Source organism: Cumulibacter manganitolerans, assembly GCF_009602465.1.
Classification (GTDB): Bacteria; Actinomycetota; Actinomycetes; order Mycobacteriales; family Antricoccaceae; genus Cumulibacter; species Cumulibacter manganitolerans.
This window is the reverse complement of sequence record NZ_WBKP01000010.1, coordinates 41,477-58,337: the sequence shown is the minus strand read 5'-3', so window position 1 is coordinate 58,337 and position 16,861 is coordinate 41,477. Positions and strand designations below refer to the sequence as shown.

11 protein-coding genes are annotated in these 16,861 nt (G+C 70.8%); 8 read left to right on the top strand and 3 right to left on the bottom strand.

Annotated features, from left to right (window positions below):
- The first annotated feature begins 75 nt into the window (after window positions 1-75).
- Window positions 76-873, top strand: coding sequence for a fumarylacetoacetate hydrolase family protein (locus tag F8A92_RS05845; protein ID WP_228389242.1), 798 nt, complete (start codon window positions 76-78; stop codon window positions 871-873).
- Window positions 874-963: 90 nt separating this feature from the next.
- Here the strand turns inward: F8A92_RS05845 and F8A92_RS05840 are convergent, their stop codons facing one another.
- Window positions 964-1,872, bottom strand: coding sequence for an alpha/beta hydrolase (locus F8A92_RS05840; RefSeq protein WP_153504214.1), 909 nt, complete (start codon window positions 1,870-1,872; stop codon window positions 964-966).
- A gap of 204 nt (window positions 1,873-2,076) precedes the next feature.
- Here F8A92_RS05840 and F8A92_RS05835 point away from each other — a divergent pair, with 204 nt between their 5' ends.
- From F8A92_RS05835 to F8A92_RS05820, 4 genes are all read left to right on the top strand, one after another.
- Complete coding sequence (locus F8A92_RS05835; protein ID WP_153504213.1) at window positions 2,077-3,645, top strand: MFS transporter; 1,569 nt, start codon at window positions 2,077-2,079, stop codon at window positions 3,643-3,645.
- Between the two features lie 65 nt (window positions 3,646-3,710).
- Entirely contained in the window at window positions 3,711-4,907 is a 1,197-nt protein-coding gene (locus F8A92_RS05830; RefSeq protein WP_153504212.1) for an acetyl-CoA C-acetyltransferase, read from the top strand.
- Between the two features lie 352 nt (window positions 4,908-5,259).
- Window positions 5,260-9,810, top strand: coding sequence for a glutamate synthase large subunit (gene gltB, locus F8A92_RS05825; protein ID WP_153504211.1), 4,551 nt, complete (start codon window positions 5,260-5,262; stop codon window positions 9,808-9,810).
- The gene (locus F8A92_RS05820) at window positions 9,803-11,263 is read left to right on the top strand and encodes a glutamate synthase subunit beta (RefSeq protein WP_153504210.1); all 1,461 of its coding nucleotides are present in this window, start codon (window positions 9,803-9,805) and stop codon (window positions 11,261-11,263) included. Before gltB ends, F8A92_RS05820 begins: the two co-directional genes overlap by 8 nt.
- Window positions 11,264-11,513: 250 nt before the next feature.
- Here F8A92_RS05820 and F8A92_RS05815 read toward each other — a convergent pair whose 3' ends face one another.
- Both F8A92_RS05815 and F8A92_RS05810 read right to left on the bottom strand, forming a co-directional pair.
- On the bottom strand, window positions 11,514-12,179 hold the full coding sequence (locus F8A92_RS05815; RefSeq protein ID WP_153504209.1) for a nitroreductase family protein: 666 nt from the start codon (window positions 12,177-12,179) through the stop codon (window positions 11,514-11,516).
- 106 nt (window positions 12,180-12,285) lie between these two features.
- The gene (locus tag F8A92_RS05810; protein ID WP_153504208.1) at window positions 12,286-13,068 is read right to left on the bottom strand and encodes a glycosyltransferase; all 783 of its coding nucleotides are present in this window, start codon (window positions 13,066-13,068) and stop codon (window positions 12,286-12,288) included.
- A gap of 162 nt (window positions 13,069-13,230) precedes the next feature.
- Between F8A92_RS05810 and F8A92_RS05805 the strand changes: the two genes are divergently transcribed.
- Genes F8A92_RS05805 through F8A92_RS05795 form a run of 3 tightly spaced genes read left to right on the top strand, consistent with a single transcriptional unit; the run spans window position 13,231 to window position 16,856 of the window.
- Window positions 13,231-15,456, top strand: a complete 2,226-nt coding sequence (locus F8A92_RS05805; RefSeq protein WP_153504207.1) for a catalase — start codon at window positions 13,231-13,233, stop codon at window positions 15,454-15,456.
- A gap of 18 nt (window positions 15,457-15,474) precedes the next feature.
- Window positions 15,475-16,266 carry a PIG-L deacetylase family protein gene (locus F8A92_RS05800; protein WP_153504206.1) on the top strand — a complete coding sequence of 264 codons (792 nt, stop codon included), beginning with the start codon at window positions 15,475-15,477 and terminating at the stop codon, window positions 16,264-16,266.
- The gene (locus F8A92_RS05795) at window positions 16,263-16,856 is read left to right on the top strand and encodes a methyltransferase domain-containing protein (protein ID WP_153504205.1); all 594 of its coding nucleotides are present in this window, start codon (window positions 16,263-16,265) and stop codon (window positions 16,854-16,856) included. Before F8A92_RS05800 ends, F8A92_RS05795 begins: the two co-directional genes overlap by 4 nt.
- The last annotated feature ends 5 nt before the right edge of the window (window positions 16,857-16,861 follow it).

Genomic DNA, 16,861 nt, shown 5'->3' with positions numbered 1-16,861 from the left:
CGAGGATCGAGGCGTCACGGCTGATTTCTGGAGGCAGGCATGCGAATCGCGAACGTGGGTGGTCGGCTCCACCTGATGACCTCGGAGTCCACCGGGATCGACGTCGAGAAGGCCAGCGACGGCCGCTTCGGCGCCGACCCGAGCGCGGTGTACGACGTCTGGGACGAGTTCGTCTCGTGGGCGGCGAGCGCGCCGCGGACCGGGGCGGTCGAGGTGTCCGTCGAGAGCATCGGCGCGCCGGTGCCGTTCCCGAAGCAGGTCTTCGCCCTCGGCCTGAACTACCGCGACCACGCCGCCGAGACCGGCCTGGCGATCCCCGAGGAGATCCAGGTGTTCACCAAGTGGGCGTCGGCGTTCACCGGGCCGATCGCCCAGGTGCGCCTGGTCGAGGGCGACCTCATCGACTGGGAGGTCGAGCTGGTCGTCGTCATCGGCAAGGGCGGCCGCGACATCCCCGAGGCGCAGGCCTGGGACCACGTCGCCGGGCTGACCATGGGCCAGGACATCTCCGCCCGCCGGCACCAGGGCCGCGGGACGCGGCAGTTCTCCCTCGCCAAGTCCTACCGCAACTACGCGCCGATGGGCCCGGTCGTCGTCACGCCCGACGAGCTGCGCGACCGCGACGACATCGCGCTGGGCTGCTCGGTCGACGGCGAGACCATGCAGGACGGCCACTCCGGCGAGATGATCTTCCCGGTGCCGCGGGCGATCGCCGACCTCTCGGCGATCGTCGAGCTGTACCCGGGCGACCTCATCTGGACCGGCACGCCGGCCGGCGTGGGCCAGGGCCGCAAGCGCTACCTGCGGGCCGGCGAGCGCCTCGACTCGTGGATCGAGGGCATCGGCACGATGTCCCAGACCTTCATCGACTAGCCGCCACCTGCGGCGTACTTCGGTACCGAATCGGCGCGTCCCCGGCGTACCGAAGTCCGCCGCAGGTCGGCGGCCGTTCGGCGGAACCAGCTAGCGCAGGTACTTCGCCAGGTCGGCGGTGAGCTCGGCAGCGGCCGCATCGCAGGCCGGCGACATCCAGGCCATGCCGAAGAACCCGTGGATGAAGTCCGGGTAGGCGCGCAACGTGACGTCGACGCCGGCCTTCTCCAGCACCTCGGCGTACGCCGTGCCCTCGTCGCGCAACGGGTCGTAGCCGGCCACCGCGACGATCGTGGGGCACAGGCCACTCGGATCGCCGTACAGTGGCGACATCCGGGGATCGGTCCGGTCCGCGGAGCCGGCGTACGCCCGCTCGAAGGCGTCCATATCGGACTTCGTGAGCCGGTAGCCCGTGGCGTTCTGCGTCTTGGACAGGTAGTCGCCCTCGAGGTCGACCGCCGGGTAGAGCAGCAGCGCGGCGGCGAGCTCCTGCTGCTCGTCGCGGGCGCGCTGCGCGATCGCGGCCGCGAGGTTCCCGCCGGCCGAGTCGCCGGCGACCGCGATCTTGCCGCCGCCGAAGGACTCCACGTCGGCGGCGACGGCGAGCAGCGCGGCCCAGCAGTCCTCGTACGGCGTGGGGAACGGATGCTCCGGCGCCAGCCGGTAGTCGACGCTCACGACCGTCGCCCCGGTGTCGCGGGCGATCCGCGCGCAGAACCGGTCGTGCGAGTCGAGGTCGCCGACGACCCACCCGCCGCCGTGGAAGAACACCACGGTGCCGGGCGAGCGCTCGGCCGGCGTGTAGACGCGTGCTCCGAGGTCGGTCCCGGCCAGGGTGCGGTCCTCGGTGGCGATCCCGTCAAGGCCCTGCTCGGCCGCGCGGGCGGCGACCAGGTATGCCTCGCGCGAGGCGACCGGGTCGGTGCCGTCGAAGATCGGCGGTGCGCCCGCGGCCTCGATGGCGTCGAGCATCTTCTGGGTGTCGGGATCTACGGGCATGTGGCGCTCCTCGGCGTCGGCGCGAACAGGATCTCTCGCTCGCAACCTACGCCAGTCACCGCGCCCGCGTTACGGCCGTCACGCCGGCGACGGCTGTCGATCGCGGCACTTCGGGCGTAAGATAGTTCGCACTACTAAATGAATCTGGCCTTCCGCTTCCGACTCCGACGCCGCCCGCCGACGCAGACTCCCACCAAGGAACGCATGTCCTCGCCCACGCCCGTCCTGGCCTCGCGCCCCGCCCTCGTCGTCGCCGTCCTGTCGCTCACCGGCATGACGGTGAGCATCATGCAGACGCTCGTCGTCCCTCTCCTGCCGCACCTGCCCGGCATCCTGCACGCCGCGCCGGACGACGCCACCTGGGTGCTCACGATGACGTTGATGTTCGGTGCGGTGTGCACGCCGATCGCCGGACGGCTCGGCGACATGGTGGGCAAGAAGCGCATGCTGCTGATCTCGATCAGCGCGATGGTCGTCGGATCCGTGCTCTGCGCGCTCGCGACCGGTCTGCCGCTCATGCTCGTCGGGCGCGCCTTCCAGGGCGCGGCGATCGGCTCCATCGCGCTGGGCATCAGCCTGATGCGCGACGTGCTACCGCGTGAGCGCCTCGGCTCGTCGGTGGCGCTGATGAGCGCCACGCTCGGCATCGGCGGCGCGATCGGGCTCCCGCTCGCCTCGATAGTCGCGGAGCACCTGTCCTGGCACTACCTGTTCATCGGCTCGGCCGTGCTCGGCGCGATCGCCATCGTCGGCGTCGTCGGGTACGTGCCCGAGTCGCCGGTCCGCTCCGGAGGCTCCTTCGACGTCCGCGGCGCCCTGACGCTGTCCGCGCTGCTGGTGGCGGTGCTCTTCGCGTTCACCAAGACCCGCGCGTGGGGCTGGGGCGACGCGCGAGTGCTGGGCTGCTTCGCCGCCGCCGTCGTGCTCGCGCTCGTGTTCGTGCGTACCGAGCGCCGCAGGGCGCACCCGCTGGTCGACATGCGAGTCACCGCGCGGCCCACCGTGAAGTACACCAACCTGGCCTCGATCCTGGTCGGCTTCGCGATGTACAGCTCCAACCTGGTCATCACCCAGCTCATCCAGGCGCCGGTCGACACCGGGTACGGCTTCGGCAAGAGCATGGTCGTCGCCGGCCTGTGCGCCGCGCCGATGGGCCTGCTCATGATGGCCGTCTCGCCGTTCGCCGCCCGGCTCATCACCCACCACGGTCCGCGCTTCACCTTCATGGCGGGCATCGCGGTGATCGCGTTCGGCTTCACCCTCGGCGTGTTCCTGCTGCAGGAGGTGTGGGAGGCGGTCATCGTCACGATGTTCGTCGGCACCGGAATCGCGCTGTCGTACGCCGCCGCCCCGACGCTCATCATGCGTGCCGCGCCCCCGTCCCAGACGGCCGCCGCCAACAGCGTCAACACCCTGTCGCGCTCGATCGGCACGTCGCTCGCGTCGGCCGTGCACGGCGCGATCCTGGCCACCGCCTTCGTGGCCGGCGGGACGTCGTACGGCCCGTTCGACCCGTTCCAGCTGTGCTTCGCCCTCGCCGTCGGCGCGTGCCTCGTCGCGCTGGTGCTCGCCTGGCGGATCCCGCCGACCCCGGCCGCGACGACGGCCGCCGGTGACGCGGGCACCCTCGACGGCAGCGGGACGCCGGTCGCCGACGACGAGCTCGACAGCCAGCGCGTGTCGCACCCCGCGCGCCGCGTGCTCGTCGTACACCGTCCGCGCAGCCGCCGGACCGCCTCCCGCCGTCCGGCCGGGCACCGCCCCCGGAAGTAGAGTCACCGAGAATCCTGTTCGCGTGCGCCGACCGGGCACGCGTCGCCACCACTAGGAGACCCATCATGCGCAGAGCCGCCATTGTGAATCCCGTCCGCACTGCCGTCGGCACGTACGGCGGATCCCTCAAGGGGGTGCCGGTCGAGGACCTCGCGGCCACCGTCGTCAAGGAGGTCATGAAGCGCTCGGACGTCGATCCCGCACTGATCGAGGACGTCGTGTTCGCGCAGTCCTACCCCAACGGCGAGACCCCGTGCATCGGCCGCTGGGTGGCGATGCACGCCGGGCTGCCGACCGAGACCCCCGGCATGCAGCTCGACCGCCGCTGCGCCGGCGGGCTCATGTCGATCGTGACCGGCGCGATGATGGTCCAGTCGGGCGCCGCGGACGTCGTGGTCGCCGGCGGAGCCGAGTCCATGAGCCGGATTGAGCACTACACCACCGGCGCCCGCTGGGGCACCCGCGCCGGCGGCATGATGCTGCACGACCGCCTCGACCGGGGCCGCGAGCGCTCGCAGCCGACCTGGCGGTACGGCGAGATCAGCGGCATGATCGAGACCGCCGACGTCCTTGCCGCCCAGCAGGGCGTCACCCGTGAGGAGGCGGACGAGTACTCCGTGCGCTCCCACCAGCGCGCCGCCGACGCCTGGGAGAAGGGCGTGTTCGACGACGAGGTCGTCGCGGTGGAGGTCCCGCAGCGCAAGGGCGATCCGGTGCCGTTCACCAAGGACGAGGGCATCCGGCCCGGCACGAGCATGGAGTCACTGGCCAAGCTGCGCGTGCTGCGCAAGGACGGCGTGGTCACCGCCGGCAACGCCTCGCAGCAGAACGACGCGGCGGCGGCGTGCCTGATCGTCGCCGAGGACAAGCTCGACGAGCTGGGCCTGGAGCCGATGGGCTTCCTGCACAGCTGGAGCGCGGTCGGCTGCGAGCCGGGGACCATGGGTTGGGGCCCCGTGCCCGCCGTCGCGAAGCTGTTCGCCAAGAGCGGCCTGTCGTGGGATGACATCGACCTCGTCGAGCTCAACGAGGCGTTCGCCGCCCAGGTCCTCGCCGTGCTGAAGGGCTGGGGCTGGAACGAGCCCGACAAGCTCAACGTGAACGGCGGCGGCATCTCGCTGGGCCACCCGATCGCGGCCACCGGCGTCCGAATCATGACCTCGCTGCTGCACGAGATGCAGCGCCGGGACGCCAAGTACGGCCTCGAGACCATGTGCGTGGGCTCGGGACAGGGCATGGCCGCGGTCTTCGAGCGCGCCTAGGCCTGCGCGGCCGGCGACCCGGCGTCCGGCGTCCGGGGGCCGGCGTCCGGGGGCCGGCGTCCGGGGGCCGGCGTCCGGAGATCGTCGCCCAGGAGGCCCACTGTCCACCCCGAGTGGACAGTGGGCCTCTCGCGTGTGGTTTTCCGGAGTACCGGCTGGCGGAGAGCCGGTTCGGAGCCGGAGGCAGCGCGGCCTACCGGGACCCGACGGCCCGTCGGGTCCCGGTATCTGGGATCACGTTCCCGCGAATTGGAATCTTGTTGGGCCGCCTTGTAAACTGAAGAGCGCTCTGGCCAATGCCGTCCAGGCAGTACTTCGATGTCAAACCTCGGAAGAACAGGACGGTGGCTTCATGTCGTACGCCGGTTTCTCTGCACTGCCCGCCAACCAGGGGCTGTACAACCGCTCGTTCGAGCGCGATGCCTGTGGTGTGGCCATGGTCGCCACGATGCGCGGCCATGGCGGGCACGACATCATCCAGCATGCGCTGACCGCCCTGCGCAACCTCGACCACCGCGGCGCCACCGGCGCCGACCCGCTGGTCGGTGACGGTGCCGGCATCCTGATGCAGGTCCCCGACGCCTTCCTGCGCCAGACGGTCGACTTCGAGCTGCCGACCGTCGAGTCGTACGCCGTGGGCATGGCCTTCCTGCCCCGCGACGCCGACGAGCGCGCCGCGACCGTCGCGCAGATCGAGGAGCTGGCCGCGGCCGAGCACCTGAAGGTCCTCGGCTGGCGCGACGTGCCGATCGCGCCGGACATCCTCGGGCAGGTCGCCCGCGACTGCATGCCGCACTTCGCGATGCTGTTCGTCTCCAGCGCCATCGGCAAGGCGACCGGCATCGGCCTCGACCGTATGGCGTACTGCCTGCGCAAGCGCGCCGAGCACGAGGCCAAGGTGTACTTCGCGTCGCTGTCGGCGCGCACCCTCGTCTACAAGGGGATGCTGACCACCGGCCAGCTCGAGCCGTTCTTCCCCGACCTCGGCGACGCCCGCGTCCAGACCAAGCTGGCGCTGGTGCACTCCCGGTTCTCGACCAACACCTTCCCGTCGTGGCCGCTGGCGCACCCGTTCCGGATGATCGCCCACAACGGCGAGATCAACACGGTCAAGGGCAACCGCAACTGGATGCGGGCGCGCGAGTCGGCGCTGACCTCCGACATCCTGCCCGGCGACATCAAGCGGCTGTTCCCGATCTGCTCGCCGGAGGCCTCCGACTCGGCGTCCTTCGACGAGGTCCTCGAGCTGCTGCACCTCGGCGGCCGCTCGCTGCCGCACGCCGTGCTGATGATGATCCCGGAGGCGTGGCAGAACCACGAGTCGATGGATCCCGAGCGGCGCGCGTTCTACGAGTTCCACTCGATGTTCATGGAGCCGTGGGACGGGCCGGCCTGCGTGACCTTCACCGACGGCACCCTCGCCGGCGCCGTCCTCGACCGCAACGGGCTGCGCCCCGGACGGTTCACGGTGACCAAGGACGGGCTCGTGGTGCTCGCCTCCGAGTCCGGCGTCCTGGACCTGGACCCGGCGGACGTCGTCCGCACCGGCCGCCTGCAGCCGGGCCGGATGTTCCTGGTCGACACCGAGCACGGCCGGATCATCGAGGACGACGAGGTCAAGTCCGGCCTGGCCGCCGCGCAGCCGTACCGCGAGTGGCTCGAGGACGGCGTGATCCACCTCGAGAACCTGCCGGAGCGCGAGCACATCGTGCACACCGCGTCGTCCGTGGCGCGTCGTCAGCAGACCTTCGGCTACACGCACGAGGAGCTGCGGATCCTGCTCACGCCGATGGCCGCGACCGGTGGCGAGGCGCTCGGCTCCATGGGCACGGACACGCCGATCGCGGTGCTCTCCAAGCGCCCGCGGCTGCTGTTCGACTACTTCACCCAGCTGTTCGCGCAGGTCACGAACCCGCCGCTGGACGCCATCCGCGAGGAGCTGGTGACCTCGCTGGCGACCACCATCGGTCCCGAGCGCAACATGCTCTCGGTGTCGCCGACGCACGCCCGCCAGCTCGCGCTGCCCTTCCCGGTGATCGACAACGACGAGCTCGCGAAGATCGTGCACATCAACGCCGACGGCGACCAGCCCGGCTACGCCACGCACGTCGTGCGCGGCCTGTACGACCACCTGCGCGGTGGCCAGGGCATCGCCGAGCGGCTCGAGGAGATCTTCGCCGAGGTCTCCGAGGCGATCGGCAAGGGCGCGCGGTTCATCGTGCTGTCCGACCGCGACTCGGGTCGCGACTACGCGCCGATCCCGTCGCTGCTGCTGACCAGCGCCGTCCACCACCACCTGATCCGCGAGAAGACCCGCACCCGGGTCGGCCTCATCGTCGAGGCCGGCGACGTCCGCGAGGTGCACCACGTCGCGCTGCTGGTCGGCTTCGGCGCGGCGGCGGTCAACCCGTACCTCGCGATGGAGTCCGTGGAGGACCTCTGCCGTCGCGGCTTCATCGAGGGCGTCGGCCCGGACAAGGCGGTCCGCAACCTCATCAAGGCGCTCGGCAAGGGCGTGCTGAAGGTGATGAGCAAGATGGGCATCTCGACGGTGCCGTCGTACTGCGGCGCGCAGGTGTTCGAGGCGGTCGGCCTGAGCCAGCAGCTCGTCGACAAGTACTTCACCGGAACCGTCAGCCAGCTCGGCGGGATCGGCATGGACGTCATCGCGAAGGAGGTCGCGCAGCGGCACGCCGTCGCGTACCCGCCCGAGGGAGTCGAGATCCCGCACCGTCCGCTGTGGACCGGCGGCGAGTACCAGTGGCGCCGCGACGCCGAGCCGCACCTGTTCAACCCCGAGACGGTGTTCCGGCTGCAGCACGCCACCCGGCAGAAGCGCTACGACATCTTCAAGAAGTACACGCAGGCGGTCGACGGGCAGTCCGCCCAGCTGATGACGCTGCGCGGGCTGTTCGAGTTCGCCGGCGCGGACGTCACCGGCCGGACGCCGATCCCGATCGACGAGGTCGAGCCGGTGAGCGAGATCGTCAAGCGGTTCTCGACGGGAGCGATGTCCTACGGGTCGATCTCCAAGGAGGCGCACGAGACGCTCGCGATCGCCATGAACCGCCTCGGCGGCAAGTCCAACACCGGCGAGGGCGGCGAGGATGTCGACCGGCTCATCGACCCCACGCGCCGCTCGGCGATCAAGCAGGTGGCCTCCGGCCGGTTCGGCGTGACCAGCCACTACCTGACCGAGGCCGACGACATCCAGATCAAGATGGCGCAGGGCGCCAAGCCCGGCGAGGGCGGCCAGCTCCCGGGCAACAAGGTGTACCCGTGGGTGGCCAAGACGCGGCACTCGACGCCCGGCGTCGGGCTGATCTCACCGCCTCCGCACCACGACATCTACTCGATCGAGGATCTCGCGCAGCTCATCCACGACCTGAAGAACGCCAACCCGAGCGCCCGCATCCACGTCAAGCTGGTGGCGGAGATCGGCGTCGGCACGGTCGCCGCGGGCGTGTCCAAGGCGCACGCCGACGTGGTGCTGATCTCCGGGCACGACGGCGGTACCGGCGCCTCGCCGCTGACGTCGCTCAAGCACGCCGGCGCGCCGTGGGAGCTCGGCCTCGCCGAGACCCAGCAGACGCTGAAGCTCAACGGCCTGCGCGACCGGATCGTCGTGCAGGCGGACGGCCAGATGAAGACCGGCCGTGACGTCGTCATCGCCGCGCTGCTCGGTGCCGAGGAGTTCGGCTTCGCGACCGCGCCGCTGATCGTCTCGGGCTGCGTCATGATGCGCGTCTGCCACATGGACACCTGCCCGGTCGGCGTCGCGACACAGAACCCCGAGCTGCGCGCGCGGTTCAGCGGCAAGCCGGAGTTCGTCGAGACGTTCTTCGAGTACATCGCCGAGGAGGTGCGCGAGCACCTGGCGGCGCTCGGCTTCCGCTCCATCCAGGAGGCGGTCGGCCACGTCGAGGCGATCAAGGCCGACAAGGCCGTCGAGCACTGGAAGGCCTCGGGCCTGGACCTCGCGCCGATCCTGGCCGCGGTCGAGGATCCGACCGGCGGTACGCCGTACAACTCCGGCAGCCAGGACCACGGCCTGGACAAGGCGCTCGACCAGCAGCTCATCGCGCTCGCCCGCCCGGCGATCGACAACGGCGAGCAGGTGCGCGAGACGGTCGCCGTCCGCAACGTCATGCGCACCATCGGCACGATGCTCGGCCACGAGGTCACCAAGTCGCACCCCGGCGGCCTGCCGGACGGGTCGATCGAGCTGACCCTGCAGGGCTCGGCGGGACAGTCCTTCGGCGCGTTCCTGCCCAAGGGCATCACCCTGCTGCTGCAGGGCGACGCGAACGACTACGTCGGCAAGGGGCTCTCCGGTGGACGCCTCGTCGTCCGGCCCGCCGACAGCGCCCCGCTGATCGCCGAGGAGAACGTCATCGCCGGCAACGTCATCGGGTACGGCGCGACCAGCGGCGAGATCTACCTGCGCGGCATCGTCGGTGAGCGGTTCTGCGTGCGCAACTCCGGCGCGATCGCGGTCGTCGAGGGCGTGGGCGACCACGGCTGCGAGTACATGACCGGCGGCACGGTGCTGATCCTGGGCCAGACCGGCCGGAACTTCGGCGCCGGCATGAGCGGCGGCGTCGCCTACGTGCTCGACCTCGACGAGCGGCTGGTCAACCCCGAGCTGGTCGACGTCATCGACCTGCGCGCGGGTGACCTCGAGGTGGTGCACCGGCTGCTGAACGACCACATCAAGTGGACCGGCTCGGCGGTCGCCAAGTCACTGGTCGACGACTTCGACGCCGCCCGCGGGCGGATCAAGGTCGTGCTGCCGCGTGACTACCAGCGCGTGCTCGACGTACGCGCCGAAGCAGAGGCCGAGGGGCTCGACCCCGACGGCAACGAAGTGTGGAGCCGCATCATGGAGGTGTTCAATGGCTGATCCCAAGGGTTTCCTGAAGTACCGCGAGCGCGAGCTCCCGAAGCGCCGTCCGGTCGACGTCCGGATTCGGGACTGGAAAGAGGTCTACGAGGAGCAGGACGACGCGCAGCTGCGCCGTCAGGCGTCGCGCTGCATGGACTGCGGCATCCCGTTCTGCCACTCCGGCTGCCCGCTGGGCAACCTGATCCCCGAGTGGAACACCTTCGCGTGGAAGGGTGACACCGCCGACGGCATCGAGCGGCTGCATGCCACGAACAACTTCCCGGAGTTCACCGGGCGGCTGTGCCCCGCGCCCTGCGAGACCGCGTGCGTGCTGGGCATCAACCAGCCCGCCGTGACGATCAAGCAGATCGAGGTGCAGACGATCGAGAAGGCCTTCGCGGCCAACCTCGTGACCCCGCTGCCGCCGGAGCGGCTCACCGGCAAGACGGTCGCCGTTGTCGGCTCCGGGCCGGCCGGCCTGGCCGCGGCCCAGCAGCTGACCCGCGCCGGGCACACCGTCGCGGTGTACGAGCGCGACGACAAGCCGGGCGGCCTGCTGCGCTACGGCATCCCCGAGTTCAAGATGGAGAAGTCGGTCCTCGAGCGCCGGATCAACCAGATGAAGGCCGAGGGCACCCGGTTCCGCTGCTCGGTGCAGGTGGGCAGGGACATCACCGCCAAGGAGCTGCGCGACCGGTACGACGCGGTGGTGATCGCGACCGGCGCGACCGTGCCGCGCGACCTGCAGGTGACCGGCCGCGAGCACACCGGCACCTACCAGGCGATGGACTACCTGCCGCAGGCCAACCGCACGGCGCTCGGCGAGGAGGTCGAGGGCCAGATCCTGGCCACCGGAAAGGACGTAATCGTCATCGGCGGCGGCGACACCGGCGCCGACTGCATCGGCACCGCGCTGCGCCAGGGCGCCAAGTCGGTGACCTCGCTGGAGATCATGCCGCAGCCCGGCGAGGAGCGGCCCGACCACCAGCCGTGGCCGACGTACCCGATGCTGTTCCGCGTCGCCTCGGCGCACGAGGAGGGCGGCGAACGGCTGTACGCCGTCTCGACGAAGGAGATCCTCGCGGACGAGGACGGCAACGTCCAGGCGCTGCGGGTCGCCGACGTCGAGATGAAGGACGGCGCGTTCACGGAGGTGCCCGGCTCGGAGCGGGAGATCCCGGCGCAGCTGGTGCTGCTGGCCATGGGCTTCCTCGGCCCGGAGCGCGAGGGGTTCGTCGAGCAGCTCGACGTCCCGCTCGACGAGCGCACGAACATCGTCCGCGACAACGAGTACATGACGTCGCTGCCGGGCGTGTTCGTCGCCGGCGACGCGGGCCGCGGCCAGTCGCTGATCGTGTGGGCGATCGCCGAGGGCCGCGCCGCAGCGAAGAGCGTCGACGAGTACCTCATGGGGATCCCGTCGCAGCTGCCGCGTCCGGTCAACCCGACCGACCGTCCCCTGGCCGTCTGAGACTGCTCCAACGGTCGTCGAGCGAGCGAGCCCCCAGGGCGAGCGACGTCGAGACGCGGTGAGCCGCGAGTCGGTCGTGCTCGCGCACACTCGCCGGCTGCGGCGTCTCGACGTCGCCTCCGCTGGCGCTCCGGCTCGCTCGACGACCGTGGGACGGCTCCGGCTCGCTCGACGACCGTGGGACGGCTCCGGCTCGCTCGACGACCGTAGGACGGCTCCGGCTCGTTCTACGACGGCGTAATGGCTCTGCTCAGCCGGTGAAGGGCGCGCCGTCGTACCGCTCGAGGGTCACGAAGTCCTCGACGGGACGCCGGCGGAGCCTGGTCAGCTGCTTGACGGGCTTGCCCAGCGGCAGCAGCGCGGCGACGGCGTGCGTGGCCGGGATGCCGAGCAGCTTCTGGATCTCCGGCTCGCGCGCGGTCGCCATCGTGGTGAGCGTCCCGCCGAAGCCCTCGTTGCGAGCCCCCAGCAGGATGTTCCACACGAGCGGGTAGATCGACGCGCCGGGCGCCACCGACACCCGCTCGAGCTCCTGGTCGATGGCGGCGACCCGTTCGAGGTCGACGCTGACCACCAGCAGCACGTCGCAGGTCACCATCGGCTCGGTGAGCATCGAGGGGACCCGGGTCGTCGCGATCTCCTCCGCGCTGGGCCCCGGCGGGTAGAGCGGGTTCCACGGGCCCTCGCCGGCCTTCGACTGGGCGGCGTAGCGCCGTCCGGCGTACATCGACAGCTCCTTGAGCTCCTCGCGCACGGCACGGTCGCGGACGACGGTGATGTGCGCGCCCTGCCGGTTGCCGCCACTCGGCGCGAACCGGGCGTTGTCCAGGATGCGCAGGAGCACGTCGTCCGGCACCGGCTCACCGGTGAAGTCCCGGGCGGCGAAGGTCGTGCGCATGACGTCATAGAGGTCCATCGACCCACCGTAGCGACCCGATGCCCCGATCGGCGGCCCGCGGCCACCGGCGACCTCGGGCAGGCGACGGAAGAGGTGGGCGGTCGAGCGGCCGGTGGCCGGCGTCCTACGGGAGGTGAGTCGCCGGGGTCGGCTGGTCGAGGGGAGCCGTCGCCGATGGCCGGCGCAGCGAGGCGAGCAGCGCCGCGAGGCCGTGGCCGGCCCGCCCCTCCGTGCGGCCGGAGGTGCGCACCCGAGGCTGCCGCGGCGTCGCGACGGTGCCTCCGCCGCGCCGGATCCGGCCCAGCAGGCAGTGCTCCTCGCCGTGCGGGACGTCGCGGAAGCCGCCGGCCGCCAGGTAGGCGTCCAGCCGGACCGCCAGGTTGGCGGCGTAGACGTGCGCGTGCGCCGCTTCGGGCCGGAGCCCGTCGGCGATGATCCGGTCGTACGCCGCCCGCTCGCCCGCCGTGGCGGTCCAGTCGACCAGGTCGGTCATGCCGGCGACGGCGACCGCGTCGACCCGCCGCGCCGCGGCGAGCAGGCCGGAGATCCAGTCCCGGGGGACCACGGAGTCGGCGTCGGTGCAGAAGAGCCAGGTGCGGTCCGCGGGCATCGACGGCTCGCGCAGCACCGAGATCAGCCGGCGCCGTACGCCGCCCACGGTGGTCGAGTCGCGGTCGCGCACCACCACCGCATCGACGTCGCCGTGGCCGAGCACGTCGGCCGCGACGGTGAACGTCTCGTCGCTGCACCGGTGCGCCGAGACCCCGACGCGGAATCTCGCCGGCAGCTCCCGGCCGGCGTGCGCGACGGCGTCGAGCACCGCGTGCAAGGCGTCGCCGACCAGTTGCTGCTCGTCGTGCGCGGGCATCGCCACGATGACGTGCTCGACGCGGTGCGGCATGTTCATCCGGTACCTCGGAGGGTTGTCGGTCACCGGGTCGGCTAGCGGATCGGTTCTCAAGATACCTGCAGAGCGGGTACCGCGCCGTCCACCCAGCACCTAGGCTGGCGGAAGCCGGCCCAGCCACGTCGCGGGCGACGCACGCAAAAGAGTCTCGAGGATTCCCGAATGACCACACCGAAGCGCGAAACGAAGAAGACGACGACCAAGAAGCCCAGCGCTGTGCCGAAGAAGGCGCCGGCAAAGGCCGCGAAAGCCGCGAAGGCCGCAAAGGACACCGGAGGGGTGCCCACTCCCGCACCCGCCGACCTGCTGCCGGCCCAAGGCGCCGCGGCAACCGAGACCGAGGTGGACACCGTGCGCGGCAACGGTGACGAGACACATCAGCGGACCAGCCAGCGTGGGCACACCATGACGACCGCGCAGGGTACCCCCTTGTCCGACGACCAGAACTCCCAGAAGGTCGGCGAACGCGGACCCGTCCTGCTGCAGGATTTCGTGCTCCGCGACAAGCTGTTCCACTTCGATCACGAGCGGATCCCCGAGCGGGTCGTGCATGCCCGCGGATACGGTGCTCGCGGATACTTCGAGTGCTACGAGCCGCTGACCGACATCACTCGCGCCGACCTGTTCTCCGAAGCCGGACGCCGTACGGAGGCATTCGTGCGGTTCTCAACGGTGGCAGGCAATCTAGGATCGCCGGACCTGCCCCGAGACATCCGCGGGTTCGCCGTCAAGCTGTACACCAACGAGGGCAACTGGGACCTGGTCGGCAACAACGCGCCGGTCTTCTTCATCCAGGACGCAATGAAGTTCCCCGATCTGGTGCATGCCGCCAAGGAGGAGCCGGACCGCGGCTTTCCCCAGGCGCAGACCGCGCACGACACCTTCTGGGACTTCGTCTCGCTCACGCCGGAGTCGACCCACGCCGTGTTCTGGGCGATGAGTGACCGTGGCATCCCGCGCAGCTTCCGGATGATGGAAGGGTTCGGCGTGCACACCTTCCGGTTCGTCGACGCCGGCGGCCGGTCGACGTTCGTGAAGTTCCACTGGAAGCCGGTGCTCGGAATGCAGTCGGTGGTGTGGAACGAGGCGTTGAAGGTCAACGGCGCCGACCCCGACTTCCATCGCCGCGACCTCTACAGCTCCATCGGCGCGGGCGATCCGGCGGAGTGGGAGCTGTGCATCCAGACCTTCGACGACGACTTCGCCGACCAGTTCGAGTTCGACGTCCTCGACCCGACCAAGATCATTCCCGAGGAGCAGGTGCCCGCTCGCCCGGTGGGCCGGCTGGTGCTCGACCAGGTGGTGGACAACGTCTTCGCTGAGATCGAGCAGGTGGCGTTCTGCACGCAGAACGTCGTCCCGGGGATCGACTTCACGAACGACCCGCTGCTGCAGGGACGCAACTTCTCCTACCTCGATACGCAGCTCAAGCGGCTGGGCAGCCCCAACTTCACGCACATCCCGGTCAACGCGCCGCGCTGCCCCGTGATGAACTTCCAGCGCGACGGACACATGACGACGACGCGCCCCTCAGGGCGGGCGTTCTACGAGCCCAATTCGCTCGGCACCGGTGAGAATCCCCGCGAGAACGCCGATCTGGGCTTCACGCCGTACTCCGGCGAGGAAGGTGGCGCCGTCCGGGCGCTGCGCGCGGAGTCGTTCGCCGACCACTACAGCCAGCCGCTGCAGTTCTTCGCCAGCCAGACCGAGGTCGAGCAGCAGCACATCGTCGACGCGTTCGTGTTCGAGCTGAGCAAGGTGCAGACGCCCGCCATCCGCGAGCGGATGGTCGCCAACCTGCGCAACGTCGGTGACGTCGGCGATCGGGTCGCCGAGGGGCTCGGGATCGAGCCGCCCGCGCCCGCGCCGGCAGCGGTGCCGACCCGTACCGACCTCGCGCCGTCGCCGGCATTGAGCATCCTGCAGAGCGCCCGCGAGACGATCGAGGGCCGCAAGCTCGGCGTGCTGATCGGTGACGGCACGGATGCCGCCCTGCTGAAGGCGCTGACCGACGGGGTCGCCAAGGCCGGCGGCATGGTCGAGCTGATCGGCAGTAAGGTCGCGGGCGTGACCCTCGGCTCGGGCAAGACGCAGCCGCTCGACCAGCTCATCACCGGGGCGCCGTCGGTGCTCTACGATGCCGTGGCGATCCTGCTGACGGCGGACGCTGCCGTCCAGCTCGCCAAGAATCCTGCTGTGAAGGACTTCGTGAACGACGCTTTCCATCACTACAAGGTGATCGGGGTGTCGCCGGACGCCGACGCCGTCCTCGGCTCTCTGGGCGACACGAGCGCCGACGCGGGCGTGATCGCCCTGTCGAAGAAGTCGGTCGACGACCTCATCAGCCGCTGGGCCGCGGGACGGGTGTGGGATCGCGACCTCGGCTGAGCGGGGCATGATGGGGGCATGAGCAGGCAGATAACGCCGGAGGGGCATCCCGTCGAGCTGTGGAGACCGGTGCTGGAGCGCCTGCCGCGGGTGCCGTTCGCCGATCTCGCCGACGGTCTCGTCGCCGGCTCGTCCGGATCGGGCGCTCCGTCCGGCGCTCGGATGCTCGTGGTGAGTGCGCATCCCGACGACGAGACGCTCGGCGGAGGCCGGCTCGTCGCGGACTGGACGCGTGCCGGAGGTGCGGTGTACGCGGCGACCGCCACGGCCGGCGAGGCGTGCTTCGACGTGGTGGGGCACGAGTGGCCCGATCTCGCCGAGACCCGCGTGGCGGAGTGGCGCGCCGCGCTCGGCGTGCTGGGTGCGCGACCGATGCGCTGCCTGGGACTGCCCGACGGCGCGCTCGCTGCGCACGAGGGGCGCCTGGTGGAGCTGCTGCGCGAGCTGGTCGACGAGGCTCGACCCGACGTCCTCGCGGGCACCCTCGACGTCGATCCGCACCCGGACCACATGGCTGTCGGCCGGGCGCTCAGCGTGGTGGCGCGCGAGCGTTCCCTGCCGTTGGTGGAGTGGCCGGTGTGGCTCACCTACTTCTCCGAACCCCCGGCCCCCGGCGGGTTGGTGGTCGTGGGCTGCTCGCCGGAGGCGGAGCGGGCGAGGGACGTCGCGTGGGAGTGCTTCACCAGCCAGCGTCGTCCCGCCGCCGAGGACCTCGGCGCGGTGGTGCCGCCCGAGCTCGTGGGTCGGCTCACCGAGCAGCTCGCGATGCGGGTGCTGCCCGGCGCGCGGACCGGTAGGGTGGCACGGTGAGCGCGCCGGACTTCGATCGCATGTATTCCGAGGAAGCCGACCCATGGAGGGTGGGCTCGAGCTGGTACGAGCAACGGAAGATGTCGGTCGTCCTCGCGGCCCTCTCCGATCCGACGTACCGGCGTGTGCTCGATCCGGCCTGCGGAACCGGCCATCTGGCGCTGCAGCTGGGTGCGCGCTGCGGCGAGGTCGTCGCGCGTGACGCGTCCGCCGCGGCCGTCGAGCTGGCCAGGGCGACCTGCGCGGAGGCTCCCGGCGTACGCGTCGACCAGCAGGCCCTTCCCTACGGTGGCGGGGATCCAGCGGGCCCGTTCGATCTGATCGTGCTGTCGGAGTTCCTCTACTACCTCGATGCCGATCAGCGCGTGGCCGCGATCGAGAGTGTGCTCGTCCGTGCAGCGCCGCGGGTCGAGGTCGTCGCCGTGCACTGGCGGGAGCAGCCCGAGGACGGGACGGCGAGTGGTGACCTCGTCCATGAGCAGGTGCGCGATGTGCTGCGGGGCAAGGGATTCCGCCATCAGGTGGCGCTGTTCGACGAGGAGTTCGTGCTCGACGTCCTCACGCGCGGCCACGACCGGCACACCGAGTGATCAGC

Bases quoted from the DNA above. Each gene is read 5' to 3' on its own strand.
- F8A92_RS05820 (WP_153504210.1), top strand. From the start codon at position 9,803: ATGGCTGATCCCAAGGGTTTCCTGAAGTACCGCGAGCGCGAGCTCCCG.
- F8A92_RS05810 (WP_153504208.1), bottom strand. From the start codon at position 13,068: ATGAACATGCCGCACCGCGTCGAGCACGTCATCGTGGCGATGCCCGCG.
- gltB (WP_153504211.1), top strand. From the start codon at position 5,260: ATGTCGTACGCCGGTTTCTCTGCACTGCCCGCCAACCAGGGGCTGTAC.
- F8A92_RS05845 (WP_228389242.1), top strand. From the start codon at position 76: ATGACCTCGGAGTCCACCGGGATCGACGTCGAGAAGGCCAGCGACGGC.
- F8A92_RS05830 (WP_153504212.1), top strand. From the start codon at position 3,711: ATGCGCAGAGCCGCCATTGTGAATCCCGTCCGCACTGCCGTCGGCACG.
- F8A92_RS05805 (WP_153504207.1), top strand. From the start codon at position 13,231: ATGACCACACCGAAGCGCGAAACGAAGAAGACGACGACCAAGAAGCCC.
- F8A92_RS05835 (WP_153504213.1), top strand. From the start codon at position 2,077: ATGTCCTCGCCCACGCCCGTCCTGGCCTCGCGCCCCGCCCTCGTCGTC.
- F8A92_RS05840 (WP_153504214.1), bottom strand. From the start codon at position 1,872: ATGCCCGTAGATCCCGACACCCAGAAGATGCTCGACGCCATCGAGGCC.
- F8A92_RS05800 (WP_153504206.1), top strand. From the start codon at position 15,475: ATGAGCAGGCAGATAACGCCGGAGGGGCATCCCGTCGAGCTGTGGAGA.
- F8A92_RS05815 (WP_153504209.1), bottom strand. From the start codon at position 12,179: ATGGACCTCTATGACGTCATGCGCACGACCTTCGCCGCCCGGGACTTC.